General features: G+C 32.1%; 17 protein-coding genes. 2 read left to right on the top strand and 15 right to left on the bottom strand.

The annotated features are described in order from the left end of the window. Nucleotides 1-15 precede the first annotated feature (15 nt). The 9 genes from era to B8965_RS07255 form a co-directional block, all read right to left on the bottom strand. Nucleotides 16-906 carry a GTPase Era gene (gene era, locus B8965_RS07295; protein WP_084053196.1) on the bottom strand — a complete coding sequence of 297 codons (891 nt, stop codon included), beginning with the start codon at nucleotides 904-906 and terminating at the stop codon, nucleotides 16-18. Then, nucleotides 903-1310, bottom strand: coding sequence for a cytidine deaminase (cdd, locus tag B8965_RS07290; RefSeq protein ID WP_084053194.1), 408 nt, complete (start codon nucleotides 1308-1310; stop codon nucleotides 903-905). The genes era and cdd overlap by 4 nt, the downstream gene beginning before the upstream one ends. 144 nt (nucleotides 1311-1454) lie before the next feature. Further along, on the bottom strand, nucleotides 1455-1808 hold the full coding sequence (locus B8965_RS07285) for a diacylglycerol kinase family protein (protein WP_084053192.1): 354 nt from the start codon (nucleotides 1806-1808) through the stop codon (nucleotides 1455-1457). Nucleotides 1809-1813: 5 nt separating this feature from the next. Continuing rightward, nucleotides 1814-2170 carry an rRNA maturation RNase YbeY gene (gene ybeY / locus B8965_RS07280; protein ID WP_423237169.1) on the bottom strand — a complete coding sequence of 119 codons (357 nt, stop codon included), beginning with the start codon at nucleotides 2168-2170 and terminating at the stop codon, nucleotides 1814-1816. Nucleotides 2171-2248: 78 nt separating this feature from the next. Then, nucleotides 2249-4417 (bottom strand): HD family phosphohydrolase, encoded by a 2169-nt coding sequence (locus tag B8965_RS07275; protein WP_084053190.1) that lies wholly within the window; start codon nucleotides 4415-4417, stop codon nucleotides 2249-2251. 5 nt (nucleotides 4418-4422) lie between these two features. Continuing rightward, on the bottom strand, nucleotides 4423-5418 hold the full coding sequence (locus B8965_RS07270) for a PhoH family protein (protein ID WP_423237167.1): 996 nt from the start codon (nucleotides 5416-5418) through the stop codon (nucleotides 4423-4425). A gap of 102 nt (nucleotides 5419-5520) precedes the next feature. Beyond that, complete coding sequence (gene yqfD, locus B8965_RS07265) at nucleotides 5521-6759, bottom strand: sporulation protein YqfD (RefSeq protein WP_084053187.1); 1239 nt, start codon at nucleotides 6757-6759, stop codon at nucleotides 5521-5523. A gap of 34 nt (nucleotides 6760-6793) precedes the next feature. Continuing rightward, nucleotides 6794-7060, bottom strand: a complete 267-nt coding sequence (gene yqfC, locus B8965_RS07260; protein WP_084053185.1) for a sporulation protein YqfC — start codon at nucleotides 7058-7060, stop codon at nucleotides 6794-6796. Between the two features lie 52 nt (nucleotides 7061-7112). After that, nucleotides 7113-7868 carry a DUF421 domain-containing protein gene (locus B8965_RS07255; protein ID WP_084053183.1) on the bottom strand — a complete coding sequence of 252 codons (756 nt, stop codon included), beginning with the start codon at nucleotides 7866-7868 and terminating at the stop codon, nucleotides 7113-7115. Between the two features lie 183 nt (nucleotides 7869-8051). On the opposite strand from B8965_RS07255, the gene hcp reads away from it, so the two are divergent. Together hcp and B8965_RS07245 are read left to right on the top strand one after the other, a co-directional pair. Further along, nucleotides 8052-9683: a hydroxylamine reductase gene (gene hcp, locus B8965_RS07250; protein WP_084053181.1), complete on the top strand. Its 1632-nt coding sequence runs from the start codon at nucleotides 8052-8054 to the stop codon at nucleotides 9681-9683. Nucleotides 9684-9773: 90 nt separating this feature from the next. Further along, on the top strand, nucleotides 9774-10187 hold the full coding sequence (locus tag B8965_RS07245; protein WP_200805892.1) for an RrF2 family transcriptional regulator: 414 nt from the start codon (nucleotides 9774-9776) through the stop codon (nucleotides 10185-10187). Nucleotides 10188-10267: 80 nt separating this feature from the next. On the opposite strand, the gene B8965_RS07240 is transcribed toward B8965_RS07245, so the two are convergent. The 6 genes from B8965_RS07240 to B8965_RS07215 all read right to left on the bottom strand — a co-directional run bounded on the left by B8965_RS07240 (nucleotide 10268) and on the right by B8965_RS07215 (nucleotide 14415). Beyond that, complete coding sequence (locus B8965_RS07240; protein WP_084053179.1) at nucleotides 10268-10852, bottom strand: hypothetical protein; 585 nt, start codon at nucleotides 10850-10852, stop codon at nucleotides 10268-10270. Between the two features lie 76 nt (nucleotides 10853-10928). Further along, nucleotides 10929-11900: a flotillin-like protein FloA gene (floA, locus tag B8965_RS07235; RefSeq protein ID WP_084053177.1), complete on the bottom strand. Its 972-nt coding sequence runs from the start codon at nucleotides 11898-11900 to the stop codon at nucleotides 10929-10931. 14 nt (nucleotides 11901-11914) lie between these two features. Continuing rightward, the gene (locus B8965_RS07230; RefSeq protein WP_084053175.1) at nucleotides 11915-13213 is read right to left on the bottom strand and encodes an NfeD family protein; all 1299 of its coding nucleotides are present in this window, start codon (nucleotides 13211-13213) and stop codon (nucleotides 11915-11917) included. Between the two features lie 73 nt (nucleotides 13214-13286). Beyond that, nucleotides 13287-13739, bottom strand: coding sequence for a GatB/YqeY domain-containing protein (locus B8965_RS07225; RefSeq protein WP_084053173.1), 453 nt, complete (start codon nucleotides 13737-13739; stop codon nucleotides 13287-13289). A 14-nt stretch (nucleotides 13740-13753) separates the two neighbouring features. Continuing rightward, a complete protein-coding gene (rpsU, locus tag B8965_RS07220; protein WP_084053171.1) occupies nucleotides 13754-13936 on the bottom strand; it encodes a 30S ribosomal protein S21 in 183 nt (60 codons plus the stop codon). 134 nt (nucleotides 13937-14070) lie between these two features. After that, complete coding sequence (locus B8965_RS07215) at nucleotides 14071-14415, bottom strand: histidine triad nucleotide-binding protein (protein ID WP_084053169.1); 345 nt, start codon at nucleotides 14413-14415, stop codon at nucleotides 14071-14073. Nucleotides 14416-14424: the final 9 nt, after the last annotated feature.

Genomic DNA, 14424 nt, shown 5'->3' with positions numbered 1-14424 from the left:
TGTTTTTATTATAGTTTATATTTGTGTTTTATCATAACCAAAGTTGCGCAGTAAACTGTCTTTGTTTCTCCAATCTTTTTTTACCTTTATCCATAAATCTAAGTATACCCTTTCACCTAACAATCTTTCAATATCTCCACGGGCTAAAGTTCCTACTTTTTTTAGTAACTCTCCACCCTTACCAATTATAATTTTTTTCTGAGAATCTCGTTCAACATATATCGTTGCTACGATGAATACTTTCCCATTGCTTCTTTTTTCCATTGATTCTATTATTACTGCTACACTATGAGGAATTTCTTCCCTAGTTAAATGTAAGACCTTTTCTCTAATTAATTCACTTATTACTACTCGTTCTGGTTGGTCAGTTATGGTATCCTCTGGATAATACATAGGTCCTTCTTCTAAATAAGTACTAGTAGTTGCAATTAATCTATCTACATTTTCTCCTTTTAATGCTGATAGTGGAAATATTTCTGCAAACACAGCTTTATCCTTCCAAAAATTAATTATTTCTAAAACCTTATCATGAGGCATTAAGTCTATTTTATTTAAAATTAAAATTACTGGAGTTTTAGAACTAGCTAAGCGATCAATAATGTATTGATCTCCCCTACCAAAATCTGTAGTAACATCAACCATGTAATAAACTAAGTCAACATTTTTAATAGTATCTTCAGCAATATTCACCATGAATTCGCCTAACTTATGCTTAGGTTTATGGATTCCTGGAGTATCTAAAAAGATAATTTGAATTTCTTTATTCGTATATATACCTGAAATGCAATTTCTAGTTGTTTGTGGTTTGTCCGACATAATGGAAATTTTAGTACCTAGTATGTTATTTAATAAGGTAGATTTTCCTGCGTTAGGCCTACCGATAATGGTAACAAAACCTGATTTCATTTTTTATTTTCCTCCTCAAGATATTCAGTATCAAAGCCATTAGGGATTAAATCCATAACCTTATTAACCTTATATTCTCCTTTATTATTAGCCATTACTACATCTATGTGGGGTCCAAATTCTAATAATACTTGACGACAAGCTCCACAAGGCGTAATAATTTTATCACTATCTGATGCTAATGCAATAGCCTTAAAATCTTTTTTTCCGTCAGAAACAGCTTTGAAAATTGCGGTTCTTTCAGCACAATTGGTTAACCCAAAGCTTGCATTTTCAACATTACATCCAGTAAAAACTTCTTCTTTGTTTGAAAGCAGAGCTGCTCCTACTTTGAATTTTGAATATGGTGCATAAGCATTTTCTTTAGCTTTAAGCGCCTTTTCAACTAAATCTTTATAATTCACAAAAACCCTCCCAGGTTATATTAAAGCAAGTTCTTAATTCAGGTGGAGATTATTTCACTCCACCTAAATTCTAGAACTGCAAATGCATGACTTAGTTGGAGTTTGACTCCCAACTAAAGAGGTGGGAGACTTACGCCAAGTTAGTCAGGTTAAATATTTAAGAAAGGTAACCGCTCCTACAATTGCTGCACCAAGGGCGGCTACTAAGACTGCCCCCGCAGATAAATCTTTGGCTATAGCAGCTAGGGGATGATATTCTAACGTAATTAAGTCTACAATATTTTCAACCACCGTGTTAACTATTTCCAAAACGATCACTAAAGTTATGGTTAAAATTACAATAAGCCATTCTAAATTAGATATTCCTAAATACCAGCCCAAAAGGGAAACTAATACAGCCATTATTAGATGAATTTTAATATTTCTTTCCGTAACAATCGCGTATTTTAATCCTTTACAAGCAATGTAGAAGCTTTTCCTAAAACTTGAATTTTTCATAATATTTATCTAGGCATCTCTACAGAATTTAGAATTTTTTCTTCTTGTTGTCTCATAATATTTTTATCCTCATCAGTTAAATGATCATAACCAATTAGATGAAGTAAGCCATGAACAAATAAATAACATATTTCCCTACTTAGGGAATGAGCATATTCCTCTGCTTGTTCTAGTGCGGTTTCTAATGAGATTACAATATCACCTAAGAGAAATTCTTCATCTTCTTCAAGTTCTTCTTCTGGATCCCATAAAGGAAAGGACAACACATCTGTTTTATTATCTTTATCTCTATAGGTTTTATTCAATTCTTTGATGTTTTCATTGTCAACAAAAAGTAAACTTATTTCCGCTTCATCATCTATCTCTTCACAGGAAAAAAAACTTCTACTATTTCATTTAATTTATCTTGCCATTCCTTTAATATTTCAATCTTATCCTGGTCATTCCTTATTATCAGTGGCATGTGTTTCACCCTTTTTCTTCTTTTTTTCAATTGCCTTTAGAGCATTATCAGGATATTCAATTCTAGAATGATAGATACCACCTAAAACACGCACAAAGGAATTAGCTATTTTATCTAAATCCTTAAAGGTTAAATCGCATTCATCAAACTGATCATCATTTAATCGATCTTTTATAATATTTCTAATCATACCTTCTATTTTTCCTGGCGTTGGTTCTTTGATAGATCTTACTGCAGCCTCAATACTATCAGCTAACATAATTAAGGCCATTTCTTTATTTTGTGGCTTTGGACCAATATGTCTAAAATCTTCTTCTTTAACTAAATCATCCTTTTCTGTTTCCTTGGCCTTATGATAGAAAAATTTAATTAAACTTGTTCCGTGATGCTGAGCTATGATATCGGTAATGACTTTAGGTAATCCATGCTCTTTGGCTAACTCTACACCATCTTTAACATGTGAAGTTATAATTAAAGTACTTAATGAGGCAGTAATTTTATCATGAGGATTTTCATTACCCATCTGATTTTCTACAAAAAAGTACGGTCTTTTTATTTTTCCTATATCATGATAATACGCACCTACCCGGACAATAAGTGAATCTGCTCCAATTTCTTCAGCAGCAGCTTCTGCTAAATTACCCACTAAAATAGAATGATGATAAGTACCTGTTGCCTCTAATAAAAGTCTTTTTAATAAAGGATGATTAGGATTTGCAAGTTCAAGCAAGCGCACAGATGTTGTGATTCCAAAAAGACTTTCTAAATATGGTAACAGTCCGATTGTCATAATAGATGAAACTAATCCATTAACAACTCCAAAGCTTACTCCTGTTAAAGTTACAGGCCAGTTTTGACCATAAAGTAATGCTAACGAAAGAACACTTATTACATTCACTATAGCTACCCAAAGACCTGCTTTAGCTAAATCTGAGCGTTGATTTAAGCGTGATACGCTATATACAGCTACAACCCCGCCTACAAAAGCTGTTAAAGCAAAAGACATTTCCCCTGTCATAATTCCAATAATTAACGCAAAGATAGATGTGATAAAAATTGCTAAGTTAAGATCTAATAGCATAGCGATTAACATCGATCCTGCTGCAATTGGAACTAAATGACCGACCTGTGCAGCTCTTTCTGGGATTTGGCTTAAAGTCATGGAAAGAAAAATTTTAATTATTATTAATGTTATAATAACCAGTAGCATAAGTAAGACTAGTTTGTTGCTATCACGGTATAAGTCCTTGCGATAGCGCTGTAAAAATAAACCTACTAACAAAATTACTAAACCTGTAAATAAAGCAAGACCTGTTAAAATAATTAAAGGAGATGCATTCTTTTTATACCCTAACCAGGTAAGTACTTCTATTTGATGCTTATTTAATATATCTCCTTCACTTACAATCCTTTGTCCCTTTTTAATTACAACCTGTACTGGTTCGACTTCATTAGCCGCTTCTCTTTTTAGCTTTTCCGTAGCAACTGGGTCATATACTAAATTAGGCTTATACTCAATAGAGTTTAAAATATTTTTAATTAAGCTTCTATGTACAGGTTCTAGTTCTAATAAGTCTACTTCAGCTACTGCTCTGCTTTTTGCAAACTTAATATCTTCACTTTTTACACCCTTAGCAAAAACTTTATTAAGAATACTTTTTGTATGATTACTTAAAGCATTAATTTTAATAGGATCCAAAGCTATTATTTTATTCCATTCTGTATTGGATAAAGATAAATTTAAATTTTTAAGACTTGCTATTTTTTCATTATCAGTTCTATTTATGTCTGCTGTGATAGCTAGTATTTCTGAGAAAATTGTCCCCATTTCCCCGATAGTATTATTTAATACTTCCTCTTTTAAAACATATTCATCTTTGACATGACTAGTAACTTCAAACCTTTTTTGTTCAGTTGCATCTTCATTTTCAAAGGTTAAATATCTTTTTGCAATAATATCTTTTGGACTAACTTGTCCTTCTTCTAATGGGACCCTTTCTGGAAGGAAGTGTATAGATAAAATTACCATTGTTATGAAAAAAAACACGGTAATAGATAACAATCGTCTAAATTTTTCATGTCCTAACCAATTAATTAAAGGACTCGGTAACTTTGGTAATTTCTCTCGCAACTTGGAAAGAAACATATAAGTTACCTCCTTTCATCAGCCTCACTTTGATAAAAATCATAAGCTTCAATAATTTTAGCAACTACAGGATGACGAACGACATCTTTGCTATTTAAATATTGAAAGCTAATCTCAGGTATCCCTTTTAATACATCTTGCACTAAAATCAACCCTGATTTATCATTTCTAGGTAAATCAACCTGTGTTATATCACCAGTAACTACAGCCTTTGAACCAAAACCGATTCTAGTCAAAAACATTTTCATTTGTTCTGGGGTTGTATTTTGAGCTTCATCTAAAATAATAAAGGAATCTTCTAAAGTTCTTCCTCTCATATATGCAAGGGGAGCAACCTCTATTATTCCTTTTTCCATGTATTTTTGCGCAACTTCCATTCCTAGTGTATCATATAAACCATCATAAAGTGGACGTAAATAAGGATCTACTTTATCTTGAAGATCTCCAGGCAAAAATCCTAGTTTTTCTCCTGCCTCTACTGCTGGTCTAGTTAAAACTATCTTATGAACTTTTTTATTTCTAAGAGCCCTAACTGCCATAACAACGGCAAGATAAGTTTTTCCAGTCCCAGCAGGTCCAATACCAAAGACAATATCCTTTTTCTTTATATCTTCAATATATTTGAATTGCCCTAGTGTTTTAGGGGATATTTGTTTGCCTTTGGCACTAAATAATAAAGGTTCTGTTAAATATTTAGATGGTTTATCCTCTTCCTCTTTTACTTCTTTTTTTATTTCGTTAAGAATATTGAGTGCATAATTAACATCTATTACACTAATAGATTTGCCACTACTTATTAACTCTATTAAATGATTAAAAACCTTTTGTGCTTTTAAAACTTCTTCATTATCTCCTGAAATAACAATTTCATCACCACGAGCTGTGATTTTAGCTTTAATATTTTTTTCAATTAGTTTTAAATTCATATCCTGCATTCCATATAAAACTGCTGCTTCTGTATTATCTTTTAGTTTTATTTTAACTTGCTGCATATCTGACAAAATAAAATCTTACCCCCTTAGTTACCTCTATATTTATTGAACTGTTATCCCATATCTTTATTTTATCATATTATCACGTTATTAATCTTTTTTATCCATTTTTTAAGGTTGCTCAGTTTTATTTTGAGGTTTTTCTTCTGCTACCAGATTTTTAGCTATATTATGAACACACTTCCAGGTAACTTCAACTTTTACAATGTTACTATCTCCAGGTAATAAATTTACTTCTTTTTCTACTACTTCTATATCTTTTTTAAACTTAGAACCAAGTTCCTTTTCTGCCTTTTTAATTGCTTCTTTAAAAGCCTCCTCATGCCCATATTGAATTTTCTTTTTGTTTTGTTCGTAATAAACCTGTGATATAAATTCTACAGAATTATCTTTATTCCTCCAAGGCATAATATTTTTAGACTTTGTTGTTTGTATATAATACTTATAGTTCACCTCTTTGGGTCCTTTTATAACTATATTTTTATTTTTAAATTTTACGATTATTTGCTCTATTGTTTCTCCTGTTTTAATATATGTATCCTTTTCTAGCGGACATGACCCTATTTGTTTATAATCTACAACTGCTCTAACTACTCCTTTAGCTTTGACTAATTCTGGATCGCCATCAAAAGACTGAGTACCATCATCATTCACTATTATCTCCGGGTAAATATACCCTGATACAAGCATCTGCCCCTTTTTCACTGTATCTCCTTCTTGTACCAAAGGGGTTCCTTGTAAAATAAGCATTTCCTCAATTATTCCGTCTTCCAGGGCAATCAAATGTCCTTTTTTGTGATCCTCTGTTTTAGGAATTAGACTCTTTTCAGCTATTTTAATACTAATTTTTGTTCCTTCACGGTCTAACCCCACCCAAGCAATTCCTGGATGATTTTCAGCCATTTCTATTTCTAACTTATCTAAATCTAATGAATTGATATTTGCTCCCCTTCTTATACCATACTGCAGTGCTAAATCGTTTATCTCAGATTCTTTTATCTTTTCCATACCAGTTATTTCTATAAACCACACAAAAGAGCTTAGTATATATAAGCTTATAAAAAATATTACAGACCCATATATTAATCCTTTTCTTCTTTTAATCCAAGAAAGTTTAAAAGGCATACCTACTTTTTTATGAATTTTCATACGACAACCATTATGTTTTACTATGTGTCTTAAAGCTCTAAAGCCTGGTATTTTTACTTTAAGCATAATTTTATTGTTTTCAATAGCTTTTATATCCCATAATAAAATACCCCTAGTTAAGGCCATATTAATTACTTTTTCAGGAAAATCACCTTCTATAATTATAATTAAATATCCCATAAAGTATGAATACCATCCCATATTTGCCACCTACCATAAAAGAATATTAAAAAAGTTATCGTTCAAAGGAAATATTTTTAATCTTACCATCTACATAAATCTCTTCAGCTCCAATGTTTCTTAATACTAACTCTTCGCCCTCAATATTGATTTCGCCAAGTGTTGTACTTACTCTAACATTTTCGGTTTTATACTCAATAATTCCACGATGATTTTCTATATATACCTGGATATCGCCCATTACAGATATTTTAGGCAAATCTAGCATAATATCCTTGGGTATATCAAACATGCTAGAAAATTGATGTTTAATATTTTTCATAAAAAATCCCCCACTTTCCTAATATCTTTATGCTAGGAAAATGAGGGATATTCTATTTCTTTTTGCCAATAGTATTCATACTAAAAGGGATTTCTTCATCCGAAGCATCAATCATGTCTTTAATATTATCGTGATATAAATCAATATAAAGCTCCTGCTTATCATTTATACTCGCATAAGCCACTTCCTTGATTCCATTTACCTTTTGTTTTTTTAACTCTTGTATAAGCCACTTAGCAGTTAAGCCTATGTCCTGCAAATTGTTATAAATTAGTTGGCCATCTATAATTAATTCTATATTTATTCCTTTTGAATCACCTTTAATCCCTATATCCTTCTTGGTTAGTGGCATAAATTCTTCTTTTAATAAAGCACTTATCTCGCCGCTTGGTTCAATAATTCCAATCTTTACATCTCCTGCACTAAAAATATCCTTACTACGTAGCTCTGCCATGAGCTCATCTAATTCTAATCTCATTTTGCGTAAATTACCTTCTAATATTTTACCATCTTGAATAACTATTACGGGTTCACCATTAATAATTTTTTTGGCAATTCTATTTTTCATCGATATGTAAGACATTAATCCCGTTAAAATTGCAAACACAACTAACCCAGTTAAATGCTCCCATATCTTTTGGCTTGTATCTGTTGCCATAGTCGCTGCAATTGAACCAAAGGTTATTCCATTAATATATTCATAAAAAGTTAGTTGAGCTATTTGTTGTTTACCTAAAATTCTAGTTAAAAATAAAATTGCAAAAAACGCTATAATAGTCTGGATAATTATTTTCAAAAACAGATCCAAAACATTACCTCCAAAGTATTTAGTCTTAAATGAATCCATACAGTTTATGATTTCGTTCTTTTAGTATTTGTCTTAAAACATTTTTTATGCAACAACTTTAATTTAATTATTGACATTTAGGTATTTAAATACTATTATACTTATAAAGTGTTAAATAAAAAGAAAATTTAGGGGGAAAAATAAATGAGTATGTTTTGCTATCAGTGTCAAGAAACTGCCGCAGGAAAAGGTTGTTCAGTAAGAGGTGTGTGTGGTAAAGAAGATCAAACTGCTAGACTACAAGATTTAGTAATCTATGTAGCGAAGGGACTTTCTATTTATGCTCTTAAAGCAGACGAATTAGGATTTGATACAAAAAAATATGATTTCTATATCATGGAAAGCTTATTTATGACTATTACTAATGCTAACTTCGATGATCATGTAATTTTAGCTAAGATTAAAGAGGGTTTAAGCTTAAAAGAAGAACTTAAAAAGGAATTATTGGCCAAAGATGTAAAAGTAGACGAATTTCATGATGCAGCTTCATGGTATACAGATTCAGAAGATGAAATGAAAGAAAAAGCACAGTATATTGGTATTTTAGCTGCTGAAAACGAAGATATTAGATCTTTAAGAGAACTTTTAACTTATGGAATTAAAGGAATGGCTGCTTATGCCAAGCATGCTTATGTACTTGGCTATAAGGATGAAAGTATTTTTAATTTTATGAAAAAAGGTTTAAAATCCACTACCGAAGAGTTACCACTTGATCAATTAATAGCTTTAGTTGTAGAATGTGGAAAATTTGCTGTAGATGTAATGGCTTTATTAGACAAAGCTAATACTGAAACTTACGGTACTCCAGAAATCACAAAAGTAAATATTGGCGTAGACACTAACCCTGGAATACTGATTAGTGGACATGATTTAAAAGATTTAGAGCAATTATTAAAACAAACTAAAGATAGTGGAGTAGATGTATATACTCACGGTGAAATGCTTCCAGCTCACTATTACCCAGAATTTAAGAAATATGATAATTTCAAAGGTAATTACGGAAATGCTTGGTGGTTACAAAATAAAGAATTCGAATCATTTAATGGTCCTATTTTAATGACTACTAACTGTATTATTCCTCCTCGTGATTCATATAAAGATAGAATATTTACTACAAGTGTAGTTGGATTTGCTGGAGTAAAGCATATCACCGGCAAAGAAGGAGAAAAAGACTTTTCTGAAATTATTGAATTAGCTAAAACTTGTCCTGCTCCAACAGAAATTGAAACTGGAGAAATTGTAGGCGGTTTTGCACATAGCACTGTTCTTTCTTTAGCTGATAAAGTTATCGATGCCGTAAAATCAGGCGCAATTAAAAAGTTCGTTGTAATGGCTGGTTGCGATGGTAGAATGAAGTCTAGAGAATACTATACTGATTTTGCTAAAAAATTACCACAAGATACGGTTATTCTTACTGCTGGTTGTGCTAAATATCGTTACAATAAACTTGATTTAGGCGATATTGGTGGAATTCCAAGAGTTTTAGATGCTGGACAGTGTAATGATTCTTATTCATTAGCTGTAATAGCATTAAAATTAAAAGAAGCTTTTGAATTAGAAGATATCAATGAATTACCAATTGTATATAATATTGCATGGTATGAGCAAAAAGCAGTTACAGTTTTACTAGCTCTTTTATATCTAGGTGTTAAAAATATTCACTTAGGACCTACATTACCAGCATTCTTATCTCCTACAGTAGTAAACTTCTTAGTTGAAACATTTAATATTAGTGGAATTGATACTGTAGAAAATGATATTGCTAAATTAATTTAATTAAGATGGGATAATAGGTAACTATTATCCCATCTTTTGTGTAATACTTATATTATACTAATATTATTATTTTTACTCGAGGTGAACAAATTGCCAGGCGTATTTCACATTTCTGAAATGGTATCCTTAGCTCTGCATAGCATGGTTTTTATAACAATTGAAAACAAAGAATTAGTTAGTGTTAAAGATATCGCGAGAAAAACTAACTTTTCTGAAGCTCATTTATCTAAAGTATTGCAAAGACTAGTTAAAGCAGGTTTTTTACGTTCTGTACGTGGTCCTAAAGGTGGTTTTGGTCTCTTAAAAGACCCTGAGGATATTAATTTACTAGAAATCTTTGAATCAATAGAAGGATCTATTACAATTGCAGGTTGTCCTACTAATAATATTACCTGTCCTTTTAATCAGTGTATCTTTCAAGGTATACCTGAAAAGCTAAATAATCAATTTGTTGAGTTTTTACAGGATAAAAAGTTAAGCGATTTCATGAAGGAGCTAAATTAAATTATAAATATAAAAAACGATCTTTCAGAAAATAAAAAGAGCTGTCTTTAAATGAATTCAATCATTAAGACAGCCCTTTTTTATCTTCTCATTAAATTATTTCTAAGCTTATTTTTTGCCCTGGGTGGTTGTAAAATTTCAGACCAGATTATACCCGTTAGAACCTTTTTAGAATCAATCTCAAAATCAGGAGTAGCATTTTTCCAACCCTGTTCGCCCTTTTGAATCGCATCTATTGGTGTATTCTTTTGTTGATAAATTCCTTCTTTTGTATATTGTTCTTGGCTAATTTTCTTTTCTAATTTAGTTTGCTTTTCTATTTGCATAGCCTTTTGTCTACTTGGGAGTTCCTTTTCTACATTAACAGGCTTATACTTTGTCTTTACTGGTGTCCGTGGAGCTGGTTCTCCTGGTTCTATTACTGACTTCTCAATTTCTTTTAAAACATCACCTAAGGTTTCACTTAGCTTTTCAAAAGGGTTGAAGCCTTTTTCCTGCCTTTGTTGTTTCTCTATAACAGGTTTGTTCATCTGCTGACTTGGGATTCCTTTAAGCTTATCTCTTCTTTCCTTTTCTTCTTTAGCTTTCTTTGCCTTTTGGCTACCTGTTACACCTGAGAAAACTGCCCATAAAAGAAATAACAGGCCAATAATATCAAAGTCCAAACTAATCACCACCTTATTTTCCGTACTATTTGTGAAAGTCTTTTGATATTATTTTTTAAAGTGTTGTATCTAGTTTTTATTCCTTTGTTGTTTTAGCAATATTTTCACGCATAGATGTGTCAGCTAAAACATTTTGTAAATTATAGTAATCCATAACTCCTAGTTTTCCTTCTCTTAAAGCCTGTGCCATAGCCCTTGGTACTTCAGCCTCTGCCTCTACAACTTTAGCTCTCATTTCTTCAACACTTGCTTTCATTTCTTGTTCTCTCGCTACAGCCATTGCTCTACGTTCTTCAGCTTTTGCTTGAGCAATTTTCTTATCAGCTTCTGCTTGGTCTGTTTGTAGTTCAGCCCCTATATTTTTACCTACATCAACATCTGCAATATCAATAGATAAAATTTCGAATGCTGTTCCAGCATCTAATCCTTTAGATAAAACTGTTTTAGAAATACTATCAGGATTTTCTAGTACATTTTTATGGGAAGCTGCACTACCAATTGTTGAAACAATACCTTCTCCAACTCTCGCTATTATTGTTTCTTCTCCCGCTCCCCCAACTAAACGTTCAATATTTGCCCTTACTGTAACTCTAGCTGTTGCTTTAACTTGTATTCCATCCTTTGCCATTGCAGCTACAATTGGAGTTTCAATAACTTTAGGAGTAACAGATACCATTACTGCCTCTTTTACATCTCTACCTGCTAAATCAATAGCTGCTGCTCTTGAAAAGTTTAAATCAATACCTGCTCTTTGTGCTGCTATTAGAGCATCTACTACTCTATCTACATTACCTCCTGCTAAGTAATGAGCCTCTAATTTACCAATATCTAAATCTAAACCTAAACCAGCTTTTACTGCTTTAATTAAGGGTAAAACAATTTTTGCAGGTGGCACTCTTCTAAATCTCATTCCAACAAGCGTAAATAAACCAACCCTTACTTGCGCAGCAATTGCAGAAATCCATAATCCTACAGGAATAATGGTAAAAAATACCACAAGAACAATTAAAGCTAAAACTAACAAAAATAACGTTGACAATTGTACCATAAGTTAATCCTCCTTTAAATTTTAATTACTACTACCCTATTACCTTCCACCTTGATAATCTTAACCTTTTCATCTTTTAAGATATAATCTCCATAAGTTACGACATCTACTCTCATGCCGTTATTTAAGATAGCGGTTCCTGAAGGTCTTAGATCTGTTAAAGCTTTTCCTTCTTCATTTAAAAGCTCTTTTAATTCTTGTGAAGAAGCACTATATCCTTCTTCATTACTTAGTTTATTTTCTAATACTATCTTCTTCCATATATTCCTACGTGTCAAGAACTTTAAACTAACAAGGATAAGAACAATCGAACCAATAATGGCTATCGTTAATGAGGTAAGGGCAGCTTCTAAGCTTTGCGACACCATGACTACACTTCCAATTAAAGAGGCAATCCCTCCTATCCCAAAAACACCAAAACCTGGTACAAAAATCTCAATAACTAGCAGAATAAGACCTACTAAAAATAAAAATATAGCTCCCCATCCTGAAAATCCAGCTAATAAATGTCCCCCAAAGAATAAACTCATTGAAGCTAAACCTATTACTCCAAAGACTCCAAAACCTACAGTAATTAATTCAATGGCTAAACCTGCTATTCCTATGGTAAGCAAAATTGGAGCTATCATAGGGTCAGTTGCAAACCTTGCTAAATTTTCACCCATAGTTGGCTCTGTCGAAATAACTAAAGTTTTTTCTAAATTTAGTACTTCTAATAATTCATCTCTATCTTTTACTAAATAATCGCTTATCCCTAATTCTACCGCCTTTTTAGGGGTTAAGGTTAATAATTTGCCTTTTGCTGTAACACCAGGTATTTCTATATCCCGATCCGCAAAGGCTGCTGCAATTTCAGGGTTTCTTCCTTTAGCTTCGGCTGTTGAGGCTAATTTTTCTCTCCAATCTGATAATTGCTTTTCTCCTGCCCTTTCACTACCAATATAAAGTTCAGCATCTCCAATAGTTGACCCTGGCTGCATAGCGATTGTGTCGCAGGCTAAAGCAATTAAAGATCCTGCTGAAATGGCCCTATCCTTGATTAAAGCCGTGGTAGGTAGCTTTGAATTTGAAATAATTCTTTCAATATCTCTAGCGGCGTCAATTCTTCCACCTGGTGTATTTATTTCTAAAATAACCATCTTTACCTTTTCACTTTCAGCCTTTATAAAGGCTCTTTGTACAAAAGAGGATAATCCTTTTTCGACAGTACTATCAATTGGTACAACCATAACCTTATCATTAGCAGAAAACCCTGGTACAATACTTAAACTTATGAAAATTAATAAGAAAAATATCCAAGTTAATCTTTTCAAATAATTCAACTCCTTTCAAAAGAATACAAAACAGGTAGTCTAGCATTATTCATGTTTAGACTACCTGTTTATTTTAATTAACTAACAATTCTTTAACTATTTGGTTAACTAACTTACCATCAGCTTTACCTTTAACCTTGGGCATTAATTTGCCCATGACTTTTCCCATGTCATTAGGAGAACTTCCTCCTACTTCAGAAATAACTTCTTTTACTAAGCTACGAATTTCTTCTTCTGATAATTGTTTAGGAAGATACTCCATTAATATGTCAATTTCACTTAATAAGCTTTCCACTATATCTGGTCGGTTGGCATTCTCGTAATCAGGTATTGCATCACGGCGTTGCTTTACTTCTTTTGCAAGAACTTCAACGATATCTGCATCGTTTAATTCTCTTTTTTCATTTATTTCTATGTTTTTAATAGCAGACCTAACCATTCTAATAACAGTTAGTTTTTTCTTACCAGCCTCTTTAGCTCTCATAGAATCTTTCATATCTGCCATCAATTGATCTTGTAGGGACATCTTATCACCCCAAATTATCTTTTCTTAGCCTTCTTTTTAGCTGCTGCTTCGGCTTTCTTTTTCTTTTTCACACTTGGCTTTTCATAGTGTTCACGTTTACGCCATTCAGATAAAACCCCAGATTTTTGGCAAGAACGCTTAAATCTACGAAGGGCACTATCCAATGTTTCGTTTTTACCCACTTTAATTTCACTCACTAATATCCCTCCCTCCACTACTAACCATCTTACTTTTTAACTTTATTTAAAATTTTTGGCTAGTGGACTTATTCCATGGGAACTTGAAAATTGCACATTTTTAATTATACTAAATATCTATATTTAAAGCAAGATTAACCCGGAGGCCACATCATATTTCTTCCACCTAATAGATGAAAATGTATGTGATCAACAGTTTGTCCACCATTTTCTCCACAATTATTAACTACACGATAGCCTTCGCTATCTATTTTTTTATCTTTTGCTATTTTATTAATGGCACTTAAAATCTTTCCCATTAATAATAAATCATTTTCTTCAATATCATTTAAACTTTTGATATGTTTTTTAGGTATAACTATTATATGAATAGTAGCCACAGGGCTAATATCATGAAAGGCATAAACAAATTCATCTTCATAAACAGCTTCAGAAGGTATTTCTTTATTGACTATTTTACAAAAAAGACAATCTGACATTGTTTCACC

It is taken from the genome of Desulfonispora thiosulfatigenes DSM 11270 (assembly GCF_900176035.1).
GTDB classification, from domain to species: domain Bacteria; phylum Bacillota; class Peptococcia; order Peptococcales; family Desulfonisporaceae; genus Desulfonispora; species Desulfonispora thiosulfatigenes.
The sequence above is the reverse complement of the archived record's forward strand: the minus strand, read 5'-3'. Positions and strand labels throughout refer to the sequence as shown.